The organism is Staphylococcus americanisciuri (assembly GCF_024814435.1).
Classification (GTDB): Bacteria; Bacillota; Bacilli; order Staphylococcales; family Staphylococcaceae; genus Staphylococcus; species Staphylococcus americanisciuri.
Genome location: NZ_JANUXY010000009.1, coordinates 54,221 through 72,858 on the forward strand (window position 1 = coordinate 54,221; position 18,638 = coordinate 72,858).

Annotated in this window: 21 protein-coding genes and 1 riboswitch; of the genes, 17 read left to right on the top strand and 4 right to left on the bottom strand. The window is 37.9% G+C overall.

Features of this window, described 5'->3' with window-relative positions; genetic code table 11:
- The first annotated feature begins 17 nt into the window (after nucleotides 1–17).
- From atpA to fabZ, 7 genes are all read left to right on the top strand, one after another.
- Complete coding sequence (atpA, locus tag NXS11_RS09020) at nucleotides 18–1,529, top strand: F0F1 ATP synthase subunit alpha (protein WP_259200666.1); 1,512 nt, start codon at nucleotides 18–20, stop codon at nucleotides 1,527–1,529.
- Nucleotides 1,530–1,560: 31 nt separating this feature from the next.
- Nucleotides 1,561–2,427 (top strand): ATP synthase F1 subunit gamma, encoded by an 867-nt coding sequence (gene atpG / locus NXS11_RS09025; RefSeq protein WP_259200667.1) that lies wholly within the window; start codon nucleotides 1,561–1,563, stop codon nucleotides 2,425–2,427.
- 23 nt (nucleotides 2,428–2,450) lie between these two features.
- Nucleotides 2,451–3,863: a F0F1 ATP synthase subunit beta gene (atpD, locus tag NXS11_RS09030; RefSeq protein WP_259200668.1), complete on the top strand. Its 1,413-nt coding sequence runs from the start codon at nucleotides 2,451–2,453 to the stop codon at nucleotides 3,861–3,863.
- A 22-nt stretch (nucleotides 3,864–3,885) separates the two neighbouring features.
- Nucleotides 3,886–4,290 carry a F0F1 ATP synthase subunit epsilon gene (locus NXS11_RS09035; protein WP_259200669.1) on the top strand — a complete coding sequence of 135 codons (405 nt, stop codon included), beginning with the start codon at nucleotides 3,886–3,888 and terminating at the stop codon, nucleotides 4,288–4,290.
- A gap of 140 nt (nucleotides 4,291–4,430) precedes the next feature.
- A complete protein-coding gene (locus NXS11_RS09040; RefSeq protein ID WP_259200670.1) occupies nucleotides 4,431–4,661 on the top strand; it encodes a DUF1146 family protein in 231 nt (76 codons plus the stop codon).
- 459 nt (nucleotides 4,662–5,120) lie between these two features.
- On the top strand, nucleotides 5,121–6,386 hold the full coding sequence (murA, locus tag NXS11_RS09045; protein ID WP_259200671.1) for a UDP-N-acetylglucosamine 1-carboxyvinyltransferase: 1,266 nt from the start codon (nucleotides 5,121–5,123) through the stop codon (nucleotides 6,384–6,386).
- A 95-nt stretch (nucleotides 6,387–6,481) separates the two neighbouring features.
- Nucleotides 6,482–6,922, top strand: a complete 441-nt coding sequence (gene fabZ / locus NXS11_RS09050; protein ID WP_259200672.1) for a 3-hydroxyacyl-ACP dehydratase FabZ — start codon at nucleotides 6,482–6,484, stop codon at nucleotides 6,920–6,922.
- A gap of 73 nt (nucleotides 6,923–6,995) precedes the next feature.
- On the opposite strand, the gene NXS11_RS09055 is transcribed toward fabZ, so the two are convergent.
- Entirely contained in the window at nucleotides 6,996–7,430 is a 435-nt protein-coding gene (locus NXS11_RS09055) for a YwpF family protein (RefSeq protein ID WP_259200673.1), read from the bottom strand.
- A 189-nt stretch (nucleotides 7,431–7,619) separates the two neighbouring features.
- Between NXS11_RS09055 and NXS11_RS09060 the strand changes: the two genes are divergently transcribed.
- From NXS11_RS09060 to yidC, 5 genes are all read left to right on the top strand, one after another.
- Complete coding sequence (locus tag NXS11_RS09060) at nucleotides 7,620–7,973, top strand: single-stranded DNA-binding protein (protein ID WP_259200675.1); 354 nt, start codon at nucleotides 7,620–7,622, stop codon at nucleotides 7,971–7,973.
- 318 nt (nucleotides 7,974–8,291) lie between these two features.
- Nucleotides 8,292–8,391, top strand: a riboswitch (TPP riboswitch).
- Between the two features lie 75 nt (nucleotides 8,392–8,466).
- The gene (gene thiD, locus NXS11_RS09065; RefSeq protein WP_259200677.1) at nucleotides 8,467–9,273 is read left to right on the top strand and encodes a bifunctional hydroxymethylpyrimidine kinase/phosphomethylpyrimidine kinase; all 807 of its coding nucleotides are present in this window, start codon (nucleotides 8,467–8,469) and stop codon (nucleotides 9,271–9,273) included.
- 2 nt (nucleotides 9,274–9,275) lie between these two features.
- Entirely contained in the window at nucleotides 9,276–10,079 is an 804-nt protein-coding gene (gene thiM / locus NXS11_RS09070; RefSeq protein ID WP_259200680.1) for a hydroxyethylthiazole kinase, read from the top strand.
- Entirely contained in the window at nucleotides 10,069–10,707 is a 639-nt protein-coding gene (gene thiE / locus NXS11_RS09075; RefSeq protein WP_259200682.1) for a thiamine phosphate synthase, read from the top strand. Before thiM ends, thiE begins: the two co-directional genes overlap by 11 nt.
- A gap of 88 nt (nucleotides 10,708–10,795) precedes the next feature.
- Complete coding sequence (yidC, locus tag NXS11_RS09080) at nucleotides 10,796–11,662, top strand: membrane protein insertase YidC (protein WP_259200684.1); 867 nt, start codon at nucleotides 10,796–10,798, stop codon at nucleotides 11,660–11,662.
- 57 nt (nucleotides 11,663–11,719) lie between these two features.
- Here the strand turns inward: yidC and NXS11_RS09085 are convergent, their stop codons facing one another.
- Together NXS11_RS09085 and cls are read right to left on the bottom strand one after the other, a co-directional pair.
- Nucleotides 11,720–12,370, bottom strand: coding sequence for an HD domain-containing protein (locus NXS11_RS09085; RefSeq protein ID WP_259200686.1), 651 nt, complete (start codon nucleotides 12,368–12,370; stop codon nucleotides 11,720–11,722).
- A gap of 20 nt (nucleotides 12,371–12,390) precedes the next feature.
- Nucleotides 12,391–13,881: a cardiolipin synthase gene (cls, locus tag NXS11_RS09090; RefSeq protein ID WP_259200687.1), complete on the bottom strand. Its 1,491-nt coding sequence runs from the start codon at nucleotides 13,879–13,881 to the stop codon at nucleotides 12,391–12,393.
- Between the two features lie 141 nt (nucleotides 13,882–14,022).
- Here cls and csoR point away from each other — a divergent pair, with 141 nt between their 5' ends.
- The 5 genes from csoR to NXS11_RS09115 all read left to right on the top strand — a co-directional run bounded on the left by csoR (nucleotide 14,023) and on the right by NXS11_RS09115 (nucleotide 17,275).
- The gene (gene csoR, locus NXS11_RS09095) at nucleotides 14,023–14,310 is read left to right on the top strand and encodes a copper-sensing transcriptional repressor CsoR (protein ID WP_259200688.1); all 288 of its coding nucleotides are present in this window, start codon (nucleotides 14,023–14,025) and stop codon (nucleotides 14,308–14,310) included.
- A gap of 12 nt (nucleotides 14,311–14,322) precedes the next feature.
- Nucleotides 14,323–14,544 (top strand): putative copper chaperone CsoZ, encoded by a 222-nt coding sequence (csoZ, locus tag NXS11_RS09100; RefSeq protein ID WP_259200689.1) that lies wholly within the window; start codon nucleotides 14,323–14,325, stop codon nucleotides 14,542–14,544.
- A 1-nt stretch (nucleotide 14,545) separates the two neighbouring features.
- Nucleotides 14,546–14,752 (top strand): cation transporter, encoded by a 207-nt coding sequence (locus tag NXS11_RS09105; protein ID WP_259200690.1) that lies wholly within the window; start codon nucleotides 14,546–14,548, stop codon nucleotides 14,750–14,752.
- A gap of 119 nt (nucleotides 14,753–14,871) precedes the next feature.
- Nucleotides 14,872–17,049, top strand: a complete 2,178-nt coding sequence (locus NXS11_RS09110) for a heavy metal translocating P-type ATPase (RefSeq protein WP_259200691.1) — start codon at nucleotides 14,872–14,874, stop codon at nucleotides 17,047–17,049.
- 85 nt (nucleotides 17,050–17,134) lie between these two features.
- The gene (locus tag NXS11_RS09115) at nucleotides 17,135–17,275 is read left to right on the top strand and encodes an Lmo0850 family protein (protein ID WP_259200692.1); all 141 of its coding nucleotides are present in this window, start codon (nucleotides 17,135–17,137) and stop codon (nucleotides 17,273–17,275) included.
- 71 nt (nucleotides 17,276–17,346) lie between these two features.
- On the opposite strand, the gene NXS11_RS09120 is transcribed toward NXS11_RS09115, so the two are convergent.
- Nucleotides 17,347–18,552, bottom strand: a complete 1,206-nt coding sequence (locus tag NXS11_RS09120; protein ID WP_259200693.1) for an FtsW/RodA/SpoVE family cell cycle protein — start codon at nucleotides 18,550–18,552, stop codon at nucleotides 17,347–17,349.
- Between the last annotated feature and the right edge of the window lie 86 nt (nucleotides 18,553–18,638).

The following is an 18,638-nucleotide window of genomic DNA, read 5'->3' on the forward strand; positions in this document are numbered from 1 at the left end:
AAAGAGGAGTGACATAGATGGCCATAAAAGCTGAAGAAATTAGTGCATTACTTCGCTCACAAATTGAAAACTATGAGTCTGAGATGTCAGTAACAGATGTAGGTACGGTTATTCAAATTGGTGACGGTATTGCATTAGTTCACGGATTAAATGACGTTATGGCTGGGGAATTGTTAGAGTTCCACAACGGCGTTCTTGGATTGGCTCAAAACTTAGAAGAGACAAATGTCGGGGTCGTAATTTTAGGACCTTTCGATGAGATAAAAGAAGGCGACGAAGTGAAACGAACAGGTCGTATCATGGAAGTACCTGTTGGTGAAGAACTTATTGGTCGTGTTGTGAACCCATTAGGTCAACCAATTGATGGTCAAGGGCCACTGAACACAACGAAGACACGTCCTATTGAGAAAAAAGCAACAGGTGTTATGGCGCGTAAATCTGTAGATGAACCTTTACAAACAGGTATCAAAGCGATTGACGCACTTGTACCAATTGGTCGTGGTCAACGTGAGTTAATCATCGGTGACCGTCAAACAGGTAAAACAACAGTTGCAATCGATACAATTTTAAACCAAAAAGATCAAGACATGATTTGTGTTTATGTAGCAATCGGTCAAAAAGAATCAACAGTTCGTGCATCAGTTGAAAAGTTACGTCAAGCGGGTGCATTAGATTATACAATCGTTGTATCAGCATCAGCTGCACAACCAGCACCAATGTTATATATCGCACCATACGCGGGTGTTTCTATCGCTGAAGAATTTATGTTCAATGGTAAACACGTATTAATCGTATATGATGATTTAACAAAACAAGCAGCAGCTTATCGTGAGTTATCATTATTATTACGTCGTCCACCAGGTCGTGAAGCATATCCAGGTGATGTTTTCTACTTACACAGTCGTTTATTAGAGCGTGCTGCGAAACTTAACGATGATTTAGGTGGCGGTTCAATCACTGCCTTACCATTCGTTGAAACACAAGCAGGGGACATTTCTGCATATGTACCAACGAACGTAATCTCAATTACAGACGGACAAATTTTCTTACAATCTGACTTGTTCTTCTCTGGTATTCGTCCTGCTATCAACGCAGGCTTATCAGTATCACGTGTAGGTGGTTCTGCACAGATTAAAGCAATGAAAAAAGTAGCGGGTACACTACGTCTTGATTTGGCGTCATACCGTGAGCTTGAATCATTCGCACAATTCGGTTCAGATTTGGATGAAGCGACATCTCGTAAACTTGAACGTGGTAAGAGAACAGTGGAAGTACTGAAACAAGATCAAAACAAACCACTACCAGTTGAACATCAAGTATTGATTATCTATGCTTTAACACGTGGTTATCTTGATGATATTCCAGTTGAAGACATTACGCGCTTTGAAGACGAAATCATCGAATGGACAAAAGTGAATGCTAACGATATTTTCACTGAAATTCGTGAAACAGGCGGTTTACCTGCAGATGATAAATTTGAAGTTGCTATTAACGAATTCAAAAAAGGCTTCAAAAGAACAGAGCAATAATTGATATTTAATTGATGAAGGTGGTGAGATAGTGGCTTCTTTAAAAGAAATAGATTCTCGTATAAAATCAACCAAAAAGATGAAACAAATCACGAGTGCTATGAACATGGTATCCAACTCTAAATTGCGTAAAGCAGAGCGTAATGCCAAGACATTTAGACCTTATATGGAAAAAATGCAAGATGCGATTACAGCAATAGCTGGTACCAATACATCATCGACACATCCAATGCTTGTCAAAAGACCTACAAAGCGTGTGGGTTATATGGTCATCACGAGTGATCGTGGCTTAGCCGGTGCTTATAATGCGAATGTATTAAAGCAGATGATGCGTGACATTGCAGTACGTCATCAGAGCCCAGAGGAATATAGCATTATCGTTCTTGGACAGATTGGTGTATCATTCCTTCAAAACCGCGGTTATCAAGTGGCGAATGCTTTAACAGATATCCCAGACCAACCATCGTTTAAGGCTGTACAAGCCATTGCAAAACGTGCGGTTGATTTATATGTCAGCGAACAAATAGACGAATTGCACGTATACTATAGCCATTATATTAGCGTTATTGAAAACAAACCAACAAGTAAACAGTTGTTACCATTATCTTCTGAGGATTCAAGTGTTGGTCATGGCAACATGTCATCATACGAATTTGAGCCGGACAAAGAATCGATATTAGAGGTTTTATTACCACAATATATTGAAAGTTTGATTTACGGTACGATTCTAGATGCCAAGGCAAGTGAACATGCATCACGTATGAATGCAATGAAGAATGCCTCTGATAATGCAACTGAAATGATTGATGATTTATCATTAGAATTTAACCGTGCGCGTCAAGCAGCCATCACGCAACAAATTACTGAAATTGTTGGTGGTTCAGCAGCATTGGAATAATTTGATTATAAGGAGGAACAAACATGGGATTAGGCCGTGTAACTCAGGTCATGGGTCCAGTTATCGATGTGCGTTTTGAGCATGACGAAATGCCAAACATTAACAATGCACTTGTGATTGAAGTACCTAGAGATGGCGAATCTGAGAGTTTAACTTTAGAAGTTGCGCTACACTTAGGTGATGACGTTGTGCGTACAATTGCAATGGACTCTACTGACGGTGTGCAACGTGGTGCAGAAGTCAAAGACACAGGAGCACCAATTAGCGTACCAGTAGGTGATGCGACATTAGGTCGTGTATTTAACGTATTAGGTGATCACATTGATTTAGATGGTGAAATTGATGCGTCAGTACGTCGTGATCCAATTCATCGTCAAGCACCAACATTTGATGAACTCTCTACAGAAGTAGAAATTTTAGAAACAGGTATTAAGGTTGTTGACTTATTAGCACCTTACATTAAAGGTGGTAAAATCGGATTATTCGGTGGTGCCGGTGTAGGTAAAACAGTATTAATTCAAGAGTTAATTAACAACATCGCTCAAGAACACGGTGGTATCTCTGTATTTGCTGGTGTAGGTGAGCGTACACGTGAAGGGAACGACCTTTACTATGAAATGAAAGATAGTGGCGTTATTGCGAAAACAGCCATGGTATTCGGTCAAATGAATGAGCCACCTGGTGCACGTATGCGTGTAGCGTTATCAGGCTTAACAATGGCAGAATACTTCCGTGATGAACAAGGTCAAGACGTACTATTGTTCATCGACAATATCTTCCGTTTCACACAAGCAGGTTCAGAAGTATCAGCGTTACTAGGACGCATGCCTTCTGCGGTAGGTTATCAACCAACACTTGCAACAGAGATGGGGCAATTACAAGAACGTATCACATCTACAACGAAAGGTTCTGTAACGTCTATCCAAGCGGTATTCGTACCAGCCGATGACTATACTGACCCAGCGCCAGCAACAGCTTTCGCACACTTAGATGCAACAACAAACTTAGAGCGTAAATTGAGTGAGATGGGTATCTATCCAGCGGTAGACCCATTGGCTTCTACATCACGTGCTTTAGAACCAACAATTGTAGGTCAAGAGCACTATGAAGTTGCGCGTCAAGTACAATCAACACTTCAAAAATACCGTGAATTGCAAGATATCATCGCAATTCTTGGTATGGATGAGTTATCTGACGAAGATAAGAAAACAGTTGAACGTGCACGTCGTATTCAATTCTTCTTATCACAAAACTTCCACGTAGCAGAACAATTTACAGGTCAACCAGGTTCATATGTACCAGTTAAACAAACAGTTCAAGACTTTAAAGCAATCTTGGAAGGTAAATATGACCATATCCCTGAAGATGCTTTCCGTTTAGTAGGTGGCATAGAGGATGTACTTGCCAAAGCAAAAGATATGGGTGTTGAAGTATAATTCAAATTAGGAGGCTTGGATAATGAATACATTAACCTTAGATATCGTCACTCCTAATGGTTCTGTTTATAACGAAGACAATGCAGAAATCGTTGTCTTACAAACAACAGCAGGCGAAATGGGTGTGATGCATGGTCACATTCCGACGGTTGCGCCATTAAAAATCGGTCATATCAAAGTGACAAAAGACGGCAAATCCGACTATATAGCTGTAACTGAAGGATTTGCAGAGATTCGACGTGAAAAAATCAATATTTTAGTCCAATCAGCTGAATCAGCAGAGGACATTGATTTAGAACGTGCGAAGTCCGCAAAACAGCGTGCAACATTTTATCTTGAAGGCGACAAAGAAGATACGGATAAGAAGCGAGCAGAACGTGCTTTGAAACGAGCAGAAAACCGTATTGAAGTAGCCAAATTTAAATAATTATGTCATTTAAAAGAAGGTTTAGCGCATCGTGCGTTAAACCTTCTTTTAAATTGTAAACAATCTAAGTACTTATAGGTATGATTTGATGAAAAAATCATGTAGAATTAATATAGGTTTGTGCGTAAAGGAGCAACTATATGGAATATTTAGGACAGTTTGCGATTGCACACATTATCATGCATGTGCTATGCATTTGTATCGCTTATTGGTCATTAAATGCATTGAGATTAGACCAGTTTTTTAAAAAGGGATATCCTGTTCAAGTGCAAGTTGTAATGATTTTTTTAGCTATTGTAATTGGAACAGGCGTTAGTAACTTTGTAATAGATTTACTAAAATTTTCAACACAAATTAAATATTTGTTTTAGTGTTTGTAAAAAGTTGGGTAGACATAAGGTACAAATGAAAAATATTTGGCAACACGAGGCTGGGACAAAAGTACCTAGGATTTGACTAGAACTGAACGATGAAGTGAATGCTATTAGTAATAGTTGAGTGAAGTGTGTGATCGAAAAGCTTTCCATACTTCTAGTCAGCCATGGGCATTACAATGAAACCTTTGCCGATGTATAAGATTTCTGTAGTGTTTCCCACATTTTGCAGAAATCGTGGCAGTTCAGTCGAAAATATTGCTTTTGTGATACCATTTATTGATTTTTCTAGCGTACAAAGTTATCATGTCCCAACCTCATGGAAGGAATCTGAGACGAAAATATCGAATTCTCATCTTGCTATAGTGTGGCAATACAGTATCATTCTTGAAAGATGAGGTTCAGTATTTAACAATGAAGAAAAGTGTGTAGAGAGATAGTGGAGGATTTTTGAAGATGGATAAAATTATAGTTCGAGGCGGTCAAACTTTAAAAGGAAGTGTAACAGTTGAGGGGGCAAAAAATGCTGTTTTGCCTATTATTACGGCATCGTTACTGGCAAGTGAGGGGAAAAGTGAACTACAAAATGTCCCACCATTAAGTGATGTGGAAACAATCAATAATGTATTGAGTGTGCTTAATGCAGATGTAGCATATGACGAAACAGCTCAAGTTGTAACTGTTGATGCAACTAAACAATTAAGCGAAGAAGCACCTTATGAATATGTAAGTAAAATGCGTGCAAGTATCCTTGTAATGGGGCCTTTACTCGCACGTTTAGGTGTTGCAAAAGTTGCGTTACCTGGTGGCTGTGCAATTGGTTCACGTCCTATTGAGCAACACTTAAAGGGCTTTGAAGCTTTAGGTGCGGAGATTCATCAAGAAGCTGGGTTTATACATGCGGTAGCACCCAATGGTCTTGTAGGATGTGACATTCATTTGGATTTCCCTAGTGTAGGTGCCACGCAAAATATTATAATGGCAGCTTCTTTAGCCCAAGGACGCACAGTGATTGAGAATGTTGCACGTGAGCCGGAAATTGTAGATTTAGCGAATTATATCAATGAGATGGGCGGCGATGTAAAAGGTGCAGGTACGGATACAATTATCATCAATGGAGTTAAGACATTGACAGGTGCGGCACATGCTATTATTCCTGACCGAATTGTTGCAGGCACTTTGATGATTGCGGCAGCGATTACGCGTGGAGATGTATTTGTTAAAGGTGCTATTAAAGAACATATGATAAGCCTTGTATATAAGCTTGAAGAGATGGGAGTCGAACTTGACTATCATGAAGATGGTATTCGTGTGACAGCCCCTCAACAATTACAAGCTGTGGACATAAAAACATTGCCACATCCAGGATTCCCAACAGATATGCAGTCTCAAATGATGGCGTTACTTTTAACAGCAGAAGGTCATAAGATTGTAACTGAAACGGTATTTGAGAATCGCTTTATGCATGTAGCAGAATTTAAGCGTATGAATGCGAATATTTCTGTGGAAGGGCGTAATGCCAAGATTCAAGGCAAGAGTCAATTACAAGGTGCACAAGTGAAAGCGACGGACTTACGTGCGGCAGCTGCGCTTATCTTAGCTGGACTTGTAGCTGAAGGTGAAACGACTGTGACAGAATTAAAACATCTTGATCGTGGTTACGTTGATTTTCATGGCAAGTTAAAAGCACTAGGTGCAGATATTGAACGTATCAATGCGTAATGATGAATCATTAATAGTCAAGTGAGTGATATATAATGCTGTATCGTATTGTTAATCAGTCATATAATTGAGGTATTATTAGGAGGCAAAGCATTATGGAAACGATTTTTGATTACAATGAAATTAAAAAAATTATCCCTCATCGTCAACCATTTTTGTTGATTGATAAGGTTGTTGAATATGAGCCAGGACAACGATGTGTAGGTATTAAACAAGTGTCGGGGAACGAACCATTTTTCCAAGGGCATTTTCCTGACTATGCTGTGATGCCAGGAGTGCTCATTACAGAAGCACTTGCACAAACAGGTGCTGTTGCAATGTTGAACAGTGAAGCGCATAAAGGTAAGTTAGCGTTATTTGCTGGTATTGATAAGTGTCGATTCAAAAGACAAGTTGTACCTGGAGATACATTGATACTTGAGGTTGAAATCACTAAAATCAAAGGGCCTATCGGCAAAGGAACAGCGAAAGCAACGGTAGACGGGCAACTGGCATGTAGCTGTGAGTTGACGTTTGCAATACAAGATCCAAAATAAACAATATGTCTTTTATCAGTTGTACAAAGCAAGTCTATAAACAACTGAAAAACGCCAGAAGTGTTATATGCACTTACTGGCGTTCGTCTTTTAATCGAGGCTTTGATTGCATCATGCGATTGAAAGTTTTAGTGAGGGCTTCACCTTCTAAACCTTCTGCTACAAGTTGTTCTAATAAGTTTTCAGCATAGACTTGTCGCAATGTATAGATATGACATTCAAAAATGACCGAAATTTTGTCTTGAAGTTGCGTGATATGTTTAATTGTCGCATCAAATAGAGCAGGGTCATTGGAGGGACGTGTAATTACTACACGTATATTCAATAACGCATTGTTCATCATATATTCAGTCATTTCTTCTTTATGAATATCAGAAATAACAATTTCAAGGAGCCAGCCAGTTCCGCGGTCTTCTTTGTTAATAATGACACCATCTAACAATTCATACTCCGTTACGCTACTGTTTTCAGAAACAATTTGAAATCGTACAGCTTTAAAAGTTTTCATGTAACAATCATCCCCTTAAGTTTTTAAATTATACGATTTTTCAATATACTACTTTTATTATAGCCTAAATAGCCTAGTTGTTCGTCGTTAAGTGAGAAAAAATTCAATTTATTGTTGATTGAACAGCTAAAAGTTGATGAAGCTCGAATTGCTTTTTAACTAGCAAAGGGATTATGATACTGTCAGGAGGTGATAATAATCAATCATATTAAAGCAATTGGTACTGTCACTAAAGCACCCAAGTACTATGAAAAGCCAGGAAGTCAGTTTATTTCATTTTTCCTGGCAGTCGAGCGTAGCTTTAAAGGGAAAGACGATCGTCCGATTTTTGACTACTTGAATTGTAAAGCATTTGGCCCTGTTGCAATACAAATTGATCAAGAAGTCGCTCAAGGCGATATGATTTCAATTGAAGGCTATCTCACCACACGTCGTTACCAATTTAATGACGAAAAACGCTTTTCTACAGAGATTGTTGTTGAATCTGTCGAAAAGATTGAAGTTCCACCTAGTCTCCAACTCATCGATATGACCCTTGCCTAGTTTGCTCATACCCTAACTATAGACCTTCCACCACATATTCATTTATTAAAACCACTTAAAAATTAAATTCCTTTAACTCTCTTAATTGCTAATTTGAACAGTTTCTGTTTATTTCTTGGGTGGGTTGCACAATGCGTAAGGCGTGGACCCACCTTATACATAAAGTACAGTTATTATATACTTTCATAGCTTTCCAAAAAAATCTTCAGAATGATAGAATGCTTACTGTTAATAACATGTTATTACGCTGATATACACTATTCTATTCATTTGAAAAAAAGGGGGTTATTTGCTACATTTAATTTAATTGAATTAATATGTGACTACTAGGGGCGCCAATGGCTGAGATGAATTAAGATTCAAACCCTTAGAACCTGATTTGGTTGATACCAACGTAGGGAAGTAGATAATGTACGTAATAGTAAGCATGCAACTTATGATGCCTCTGAGTAGTCAATAGATATTAATCATATATCTAGGAGGTAATAAAATCATGCAGAAACCTAAAATTGCTTTAACAATAGCTGGAACGGATCCGTCTGGTGGCGCGGGTGCCATGGCTGATTTGAAATCCTTTCACGCTTGTGGTGTATACGGAATGAGTGCTATTACAAGTATCGTGGCACAAAATTCATTAGGCGTTCAACACATTCATAACTTGGAACCTAGTTGGTTGGAAGAACAATTGGAGAGTGTTTTTAATGATGAGTCACCACATGCATTGAAAACAGGCATGATTCCAACACCGGAAATGATGGCAATTATTGAAAAATACCTTAAAAAGATTAATATTCCGTATGTTATAGATCCTGTCATGGTCGCTAAAAGTGGTGATTCATTGATGGCAGATGCAGTACGCCAACAACTTAAAGAAACATTATTACCATATGCAGATGTTGCAACACCTAACGTACCAGAAGCGGAAGAGATTTCAGGTATTAAGTTAGAGAGCGTCGACCAAATTCATCAGGCCGGTCACTTTTTCATTCATGAAGTCGGTGCCAAAGGTGTGGTTATTAAAGGTGGACACCTGAAAGGCAATGCGACAGACTATCTATTTACACGTGAAGGATGTTATACATTTAGTCATGAACGTTATGCTACTGAACATACACATGGCACAGGTTGTACCTTTTCAGCAGTGATTACAGCAGAACTTGCGAAAGGGCGTTCGGTATATGAAGCTGTCGCGAAAGCAAAAGCATTCATATCTTTAGCCATTCAATACACACCAAAGATTGGGCGTGGCAGAGGCCCGGTGAATCACTTTGCCTATCAAGCAGCTAAGGGATGGGATTAACAATGGATTATTTAGCAACAGTACGAGAGTTACAACCACTTGTTATATGTTATACGAATGATGTTGTGAAGAATTTTACGGCGAATGGTTTGCTCAGTTTAGGGGCAAGTCCTGCAATGAGTGAAGCACCTGAAGAGGCGGCTGACTTCTTTAAAGTGGCACAAGCATTGCTCATTAATATTGGTACATTAACCAATCAACGTGGCGAAGATATGTTAAAAATTGCTGCTGAAGCCAATAAGCAAGGCGTACCTATTGTTTTTGATCCAGTTGCAGTTGGTGCTTCGCAGTATCGAAAAGATTTTTGTCGTCGCTTTTTAGAGGAGATTCAAGTAACGGTTATAAAAGGTAATGCTTCAGAAATATTAGCATTAGTTGATGACGCGGCAACAATGAAAGGAACTGACAGCTCAGTAGAAGGAATACCAATTGATATAGCTACACGTGCGCATCACAAATACAATGCAGCTGTTGTGATGACAGGTAAGACGGATATCATCGTTCAAGATGGGAAAGGTGTGGCGTTGGACAATGGCACACCGATACTCACAAAAGTTACTGGGACTGGTTGTTTACTTGGTGCTGTTGTTGCAAGCTTTTTATTAAAAGATACACATCCAACTGTGAATAAGTTAGCGGCAGCGGTCTCCTATTATACTATCTCGGCTGAACGAGCAACGTCTAGTGCGAGTGGTGATTTACCTGGTACTTTTGCGACAGTCTTTTTAGACGAATTAAATCAAACAACTACAACTTGTTATCAACAAGAGATAAAAAAGAGAGAAGTGAAAACACATGATATTTGATCGCAAACAGTTACGTGTATATTTTATTGCTGGTACGCAAGATGTAAAAAGTGGCTCATTAGACCAAATATTAGAAGAAGCATTAAAAGCTGGTATTACAATGTTTCAGTTTCGTGAAAAAGGTCCTTCAGCATTAACAGGAGAAGCAAAAAAAGAGAAAGCTTTGGCATTACAGCGTTTATGTCAGGCTTATCAAGTTCCTTTTATTGTGAATGATGATGTTGCGCTAGCTCTTGAAATAAATGCAGATGGTATACATGTTGGACAAGGGGACGCTAAAGTTCAAAGTTTTTATGCGCAAGCGACAGATAAGATAATTGGTTTGAGTGTGGGTAACTTTGCTGAATATGACCAATCCGACTTAACACACGTAGACTATATTGGTGTGGGTCCAGTGTATAAAACGCAATCCAAGCATGATGCTAAACAAGCTGGAGGGATAGAGATGATACGTCGCATGCGTCGTTATGATGAAGAGATTCCAATTGTGGCAATAGGTGGAATAACAGAAGAGAATGTTGCTTCAATTGTGAAAAATGGTGCAGATGGCATTGCTACAATATCATCGATTACACAAAGTGATAATATTGAAAACTCTGTGTCACGTTATTTACAGTATTTTAAATAAATCCAGTTAATTATCTTGAAATGTTTCCACCTAAATACGTTATATGATAAAATGACATTTATGTGAATAATACTTTTGAGGTGGAAAAATGAAGAATAAAGCGCTATTAACGATGCTTTTGGGTATCACTGTGTTTTTAGCTGGTTGTGACTATAGTAAACCTGAAAATCGAGATGGTTTCTTTTACAATACGTTTGTACAACCGATGGATCGTTTAATTCATTGGATGGGTCATCAACTAGATAATAACTATGGACTTGCGATTATTATTATTGTATTAGTTGTACGTATTGTGTTGTTACCATTGATGTTATCAAACTACAAAAACATGCACATGATGCGTGAAAAAATGCAAATTGCAAAGCCTGATATTTCAGCTGCACAAGAGAAGGTAAAGCGTGCGCGTACACAAGAAGACAAAATGGCAGCTAACCAAGAATTGATGACAGTCTATAAAAAATACAATATGAACCCTATGTCAAGCATGTTTGGCTGTTTACCATTGATCATTCAAATGCCAATCATCATGGGACTATATTTTGTATTAAGATATCCGACAGGTGGCGGTATTACAAAATACTCTGACTTCTTATGGTTCCATTTAGATAAGCCAGATATTTGGATTACATTGATTGCCGGCGTTCTGTATTTCTTACAAGCATATGTATCACTATCTAATATGCCACAAGAACAACGTCAAATGGGCTATATGATGATGTTTATCTCACCAATTATGATCATCTGGATTTCATATACTTCAGCCGCTGCATTGGGTCTTTACTGGTCTGTATCAGCCGCATTTCTTGTGGTTCAAACATACTTTGCTAATATGATTTATAGTAAAAAAGCAAAAGAAGAAGTGGCACCATTGATTAAAAAGATGGAAGCTGAGAAAAAACAAGCAGGTAGAGCTGGGAAAAACACACAAGTTGTTTCTAAGAAGAAAAAGAAATAAAGTATAAAAAACGCTCGTTTGAGTAGGTCCTTAACTAGGCTACTTAAACGAGCATTTTTATATATGATGGCTATCCCATTCGTCAAAAAACTGCTTAAGAAATTGTTCGAGATATTCATGACGTTGCTGGGCTAATTTTTTAGCTTCTGGCGTATTCATCAAATCTTTCAATAATAACAGTTTTTCATAGAAATGTTTAATAGCGGATGGCGCCAATGTATCGAGGTTGACCGCATGATGACGTAAATCATCATACGTTGTTTCACCTGTCCACATCGGTTCTTTGAAATGACCTGCGAATTGAAAAGTACGTGCTATGCCAATCGCGCCTATTGCATCAAGGCGATCAGCATCTTGAACGATACGCGCTTCAATCGTCTGCAACTGACCGACTGCTTTGCTTTGGCGAAAACTCATATGCTTGATAATGTATAAAATGGCGTTTTTATCATTCTCTAATACTTCTAAGTCATCCAAAAAATGGTTGAGTGCTTGGTAAGCTTGACCTGAATGGACAAGTTTATCGTCTACCGTATCATGTAATAAAGCAGCCATTTCAATAACATAGTGGTTGGACTGTGGATATGACTTGGCAAGTGTTTGCGCCAGTTTATGAACACGGCGTACATGTGCAATATCATGACCTGTCGTATCCTGTTCGTGAATTTTGACCATATAGTTATAAGCAGCTTCGATATGTTCTCGCATGATTTTTACACCTCAAAACTTTATAGAATAGGTGATAGTAGTTGGCTGATCGCCTCTTTGAACTTAATCCATAAGCCGCGTTGTTCATAGCGTTCGGGCGTTAATTCTGAACAGACTTTCAAATCTTTTTCAAAACTTTGACGAACTAACTGAGCAAAGTCTTCATTATAAATAAAGGCGTTTACTTCAAAGTTTAATGAGAAACTCCGGTTATCCATATTCGTTGTACCAACACTTGTGATTTCATCATCAATTGTCATTGTTTTGGCATGTAAAAAGCCATTGTCATATAGATAAACCCGTGCACCAGCTTCTAACAAACTCGCAACATTTTTATACGTCGCCCAATATACGAATGGATGGTCAGGCTTATTTGGAATCATAATATTAACATCAACACCACCGAGTGCGGCGATTTTGAGTGCATCCATAAATGCACCGTCTGGTATGAAGTAAGGTGTCTGAATATATATGGCTTTCTGTGCCATAGAAATCATCTTCAAATAGCCATATTTAATTTGTTCCCAAGATTCATCTGGTCCGCTTGAGGCGATTTGTACACCGGTATTATACGCTGTATTAATATGAATTTCTGGGAAGTATTTGGAATCATACTCAATATTGTAGCGGTGTGCTTGAGAGTTCCAATCAAGTATAAAGCGTAATTGCAAGGCATTAACAGCTTTTCCTTGAATGCGTAAGTGTGTATCACGCCAATATCCAAACTTTTTGGATAGACCTAAGTATTCTTTACCTACATTGAAGCCACCAACGTATCCAATAGTGCCATCAATTACAACGATTTTACGATGGTTACGGTTGTTCATACGTAAATTGATAAGTGGTAACTTGGAAGGAAAGAATGATTCCACTTGTCCGCCTTTTTCACGAAATGCTTTAAAATCTCGAAGTTTCAATGTACGGGAGCCCATATCATCATATAACATTTTGACTTCTAGACCTTCATCTAATTTCTGTTCTAACAATGCAAGTATTTCACTACCAAGCATATCATTACGGAAAATGTAATATTGAATATGGATATAGCTTTTAGCTTGTCGTATATCTTCTTTAAGACGATCAAACTTATCATGACCATCTGTGATTAACTCGATTTCATTATGGTTTGTATAGAAAGCGGCATTGTTATAGAGCAACATTTGAATCATGTGATTGTATGACTGTAGATGTGGATTATCAGGCTCAAAAGTACCTTTTTTCAGCTCTTCCAGTTGCTCATTGACGATACGTTCTAAGCCAATACGATCGGATTCATCAAGTTTAAACAAGGATTTTCGTTGTATTTGACGACCGAATAGCAAGTACAAAATAAAACCTAAGATAGGCAAAAGACCTAGGACAAGAATCCATGCCCAGATGGACTCAGCGCTGCGTCTCTCCATGAAGATAATTGTGAATACAAATGATAAGTTCAGAAGAAACAGACTGATGAAAATATAGTTAGCAATAACATTGCCTTCTGTTAAAAATGATAAGAGTATTTCACTCATTAGGTTGTCTCCTTTATCTTTTATCTTTTTCACATTGTATCATTTTTGTTTCGTAATATGAATCAGTTTTCACATTTGACATATACCTATATGGTGTATATATTATATATAAATACTTTTGTTGCAAAATGAGGTGATAGAATGGTCGAGCAAGCACACCATACGAAAGTAATCAAACATAACTTGCAATCTCGTTTGAATCGTATTGAAGGTCAAGTACGTGGGCTTAATCGCATGATAGATGAAGATGTGTATTGTGATGATGTGTTGACACAGATTCGTGCGACACGTTCCGCACTCAATAGTGTTGCATTGAAGTTATTAGAGCATCATATGAACGGATGTATTATGAATAAAATTGATGAGGGTAATGAACAGCAAGCGATGGATGAATTGCTAGTAACATTTCAGAAGTTAATGAAAGATTAGGGGGCATATGTGATGATAAGTCAAGTATTGCTGTCTGGACTTGAATCGGCTGAGCAACAGCGTCAACTTGAGATAAGATTAAGAGACATGATTGGTGTGGAAAGTGTTGATATTGATATTGCAACACAGACTGTGACTTTGACGTATGAAACACCAGCAAATCTTAACACTCTGGAAAAAGAAATTTATGATGCGGGCTATACAGTAATTAATTCACATAAAGGAGCGTATTAAGATGGCAAAACATGTAATAATGGTTGAAGGTATGAGTTGTGATCATTGCAAGCACGCTGTGGAAACAGCAGTACAAGAGAACAAAGATGTCGTGAAAGTTGAAGCTTTTCCAGCTGAAGATAAAGTAGATGTTGAAGTGTTAAATGATGCCGCACTAGAAGATGTGAAACAACGCATTTATGATGCGGGTTACGATGTGAAGTCATAGAATATATGAATAAGTGCTAGGTTTTGAGCATAATTTAAGGATTCTCAAAGCCTATCCACTTTTATAGTATTATTTTTTTATCAATAATATACCCTATATAGGTATTGGAGTGGATATTTATGACAAAAGAGACATTTAAAATTTCGGGTATGCATTGCGCGGCATGTGCGACGCGAATTGAACGTACATTGAATCGAGAAGTAGGGATTGAATCGGCGAATGTGAATCTTGTAATGGAAAAAGGGACCGTAAGTTACGATCCTTCGCAGATTAGTTCAGCACAAATATTTGAAAAGATTGAAAAAATTGGATTTCAGGCACATGCAATTGAAACACAGCAACAGACACGGGAACGCAAACAACGTGAGCTGAAACAACAAAAATATAAGTTTCTTGCTGCACTTATTTTATCATTACCACTGTTATATACGATGTTTGGTCACTTTTCATTCTTAAGTTTTGTGCCTGTGCCAGAGCTGTTTATGAATCGCTGGTTTCAGTTAACCTTGGCAACACCAGTACAGTTTATTCTTGGCTGGCAATTTTATGTTGGTGCTTATCAATCTCTATCAAACAAAAGTGCAAATATGGATGTTCTTGTGGCGATGGGGACATCTGCGGCTTATTTTTATAGTATTTATCTTATGTTTACGCATGAAATAGGGCATCATGTGTCACTATATTTTGAAACAAGTGCTGTTTTAATTACACTCATTTTACTTGGAAAGTACTTGGAAAAACGTGCTAAAGGTCATGCGAGTGATGCAATTGAAAAATTAGCATCGCTACAAGTTCGCAATGCAGAAGTTGAACGTGATGGACAGATACAATATATGTCAATTGATGATGTGAAAGTAGGGGATATTGTTCGTGTACGAAGTGGTGAACAAATACCGCTTGATGGCGTACTTGTTGAAGGGTGGTCAACAGTTGATGAGTCAATGTTAACGGGTGAAAGTATACCAGTTGATAAGACTGTTGGTGATACAGTAATAGGGAGTACATTGAATCAACAGAACTTTATAAAAGTACGTGTAACACATACAGGAGACGACCTGGTGTTGAATCAAATCATTCAAGTAGTTGAGGCAGCACAAGGAGACAAACCACAAATTCAACGTTTGGCAGACCAAGTATCAAATGTTTTTGTGCCAGTTGTTGTTAGCATTGCATTGTTGGCCTTTGTTGTATGGTACTTTTTGATTGCACCATTTGAGTTGTCCCAAGCTTTAGAAATATTTATTGCAGTTATCGTTATTGCTTGTCCATGTGCTTTAGGTTTAGCAACACCTACATCTATTATGGTGGGTTCTGGACGCGCAGCAGAAGCGGGCATTTTGTTTAAAACAGCAGAGGCACTAGAACAAACGCATCGTATGGATACACTTGTGTTTGATAAAACGGGTACTTTGACTGTAGGAAAACCACAAGTAATGACAGAATATCGCTTAATATCAAATGAAGCGATTGGTAGTTATATGAGAAGTCTAGAGCAACAATCAGAACACCCATTGTCAAAAGCAATCGTGAAATATTTTGAGCAGGAAACGGTCTTGCCAGTAGAGGATTATGAGACGCACACAGGTAATGGTATATCTGGTACGGTAAATGGTCAGCATGTTGTTATCGGTGCGGTGGATTATATCGAGCAGCATGCATTACTGGATCAATCAACACGACAAAAAGTAACAGAGCTACAACAAACAGGTGCAACAGTGATTGCCATGACGATAGATGCAGAAGTGGCGATGGTGTTAGGTATTCGAGACGAACCAAAAGAAGAAGCACGACACGTATTAGCACAATTACAATCAAACTATGAATTAATTATGTTAAGTGGTGATAGTGAGACAACAGCACGTGCAATTGGTCGTGAACTCGGTATTTCAAATGTGATTGCTGGGGTCAAACCAGATGAAAAAGCACAAGTCATAGCAGATTTACAACAGCAAGGCAAAAAAGTAATGATGATTGGAGACGGACTCAATGATGCCCCAGCGTTAGTAAAAAGTGATATTGGTGTCGCGATGGGCTCAGGGTCAGACTTTGCTTTAGAGTCAGCAGATATTGCACTTATAAAAGGAAATTTGCAACATATAGCTGAAAGTTTAAAACTTAGTCATTTGACCATTCGTAATATTAAACAAAATCTCTTTTTTGCATTTTGCTATAATATGATTGGTATTCCTTTTGCAGCGATGGGCTTTTTAGCACCATGGCTTGCAGGAACAGCGATGGCATTTAGTTCAGTATCTGTCGTATTAAATGCTTTGAGATTGAAACATATTGCTAAATAATGACAATTAATTTTGATTTTATATAGTAATGATAACGATTTTACTGTATGATGACAGTAATAGGTTAACAAGCTGGGGTGATAATATGGCAAAACCGAATGATAAGTTTTATAATGTGGTGAAATTGTTATCATCAATTGGGGTTACGGTTAAAAAGACAAAATCACGATTTGATATTATGAGATCACTGCCAAGCACAACTGCTACACCAGAAAAGCTTAAGTAACAATTTATATTTATGTGAGTACATGATAAAACCACTTCTGAAAATCAAATCAGAAGTGGTTTTTTAGGAAGTTAAGATTTTGTACGTGATTGAAGCATTGATGCATCGTATTTTTTAGGGGCATGATAATAAATGCTGAGCAATACACCGATACCCGCCATCAGACTCCATAAAGAGCTTCCGCCATAGCTGATAAAAGGAAGCGGAATCCCTGTGATTGGGAGCAATTGAATCGTCATACCAATATTTTGAACGATATGGAATAACAAAAGACTTGTATAACCAATGATGAATGACTTGCTAAATAAATCATCTGATATGCTAGCAAGACGAATCAAGTGTATTAAGAGTAATAAGAAGATGCCTAAGACAATAACAGCACCTACGAAACCAAACTCTTCACCGATAACAGAAAAGATAAAGTCTGTGTGGTTTTCAGGAATGTATACTTCACCATTGTTTAACCCTTTTCCAATCAATTGACCTGAACCAATAGCTTTCATAGACTCTGTTAAGTGAAAGCCATCACCGGTACTATATGCGTATGGGTCTAGCCATGAGTTAATACGACCGAGTTGATATGTTTTAATACCTGAAATATTTTCAATCAGACTAGGATTATAGATAATCGATAGGATGAGACTACCACCAAGTACAATGGCTGAACCGAACAGTGGCGCTAGGATTTTCCATGTCACGCCGCTTACTACAACAATTCCGGCAATAATTGCTAATAAAACAAGTGTTGTTCCCAAGTCGTTTTGTAACAAGATGAGTCCCATTGGAATAATCGTCACGCCAAATATTTTGACGAGTAGCATAAAGTCAGTTTCCAGTGATTTGTTAAAAGTGAAGCGGTTATGTTGCGCGACAACTTTAGATACTGCTAATATCAAGACGATTTTCATAAACTCAGACGGTTGAATACTAATTGGCCCTATACGATACCAACTCTTAGCACCATTGATAATAGGTGTAAAGCTAGATTCTGGTAAAATAATCAAACCGATCAGCAAAATGATAAAAATAACATAAATGCCATTCACATATTTGCGGATTTTTTTAGGTGAGACTAGCATGATGATAAAAGCAATGATAGCACCTAAAATATAGTAAAAAATCTGTCTCACACCGAAGTCCATACTATATTGACCACCGCCCATAGCGGAATGGATTGTTGTGACACTGATGATGCAGAGAAGTAATATTAAACTAATCAATTTCCAATCTAAACGCTGAAAAAAAGATTTTTGCGTTTGTTGACGTGAAGAAGCCATTGCAATCTCCTTTGTACTAAAAATTTCTTTAAGGTACATTATATAACGATTTTACATAACATGTAATAAAATTGCTAATATTGTCT

Coding starts and splice junctions, on each gene's coding strand:
- atpA (WP_259200666.1), top strand. CDS start 18: ATGGCCATAAAAGCTGAAGAAATTAGTGCATTACTTCGCTCACAAATT.
- atpD (WP_259200668.1), top strand. CDS start 2,451: ATGGGATTAGGCCGTGTAACTCAGGTCATGGGTCCAGTTATCGATGTG.
- NXS11_RS09035 (WP_259200669.1), top strand. CDS start 3,886: ATGAATACATTAACCTTAGATATCGTCACTCCTAATGGTTCTGTTTAT.
- NXS11_RS09040 (WP_259200670.1), top strand. CDS start 4,431: ATGGAATATTTAGGACAGTTTGCGATTGCACACATTATCATGCATGTG.
- murA (WP_259200671.1), top strand. CDS start 5,121: ATGGATAAAATTATAGTTCGAGGCGGTCAAACTTTAAAAGGAAGTGTA.
- fabZ (WP_259200672.1), top strand. CDS start 6,482: ATGGAAACGATTTTTGATTACAATGAAATTAAAAAAATTATCCCTCAT.
- NXS11_RS09055 (WP_259200673.1), bottom strand. CDS start 7,430: ATGAAAACTTTTAAAGCTGTACGATTTCAAATTGTTTCTGAAAACAGT.
- thiD (WP_259200677.1), top strand. CDS start 8,467: ATGCAGAAACCTAAAATTGCTTTAACAATAGCTGGAACGGATCCGTCT.
- thiM (WP_259200680.1), top strand. CDS start 9,276: ATGGATTATTTAGCAACAGTACGAGAGTTACAACCACTTGTTATATGT.
- thiE (WP_259200682.1), top strand. CDS start 10,069: ATGATATTTGATCGCAAACAGTTACGTGTATATTTTATTGCTGGTACG.
- yidC (WP_259200684.1), top strand. CDS start 10,796: ATGAAGAATAAAGCGCTATTAACGATGCTTTTGGGTATCACTGTGTTT.
- NXS11_RS09085 (WP_259200686.1), bottom strand. CDS start 12,370: ATGCGAGAACATATCGAAGCTGCTTATAACTATATGGTCAAAATTCAC.
- cls (WP_259200687.1), bottom strand. CDS start 13,881: ATGAGTGAAATACTCTTATCATTTTTAACAGAAGGCAATGTTATTGCT.
- csoR (WP_259200688.1), top strand. CDS start 14,023: ATGGTCGAGCAAGCACACCATACGAAAGTAATCAAACATAACTTGCAA.
- csoZ (WP_259200689.1), top strand. CDS start 14,323: ATGATAAGTCAAGTATTGCTGTCTGGACTTGAATCGGCTGAGCAACAG.
- NXS11_RS09105 (WP_259200690.1), top strand. CDS start 14,546: ATGGCAAAACATGTAATAATGGTTGAAGGTATGAGTTGTGATCATTGC.
- NXS11_RS09110 (WP_259200691.1), top strand. CDS start 14,872: ATGACAAAAGAGACATTTAAAATTTCGGGTATGCATTGCGCGGCATGT.
- NXS11_RS09115 (WP_259200692.1), top strand. CDS start 17,135: ATGGCAAAACCGAATGATAAGTTTTATAATGTGGTGAAATTGTTATCA.
- NXS11_RS09120 (WP_259200693.1), bottom strand. CDS start 18,552: ATGGCTTCTTCACGTCAACAAACGCAAAAATCTTTTTTTCAGCGTTTA.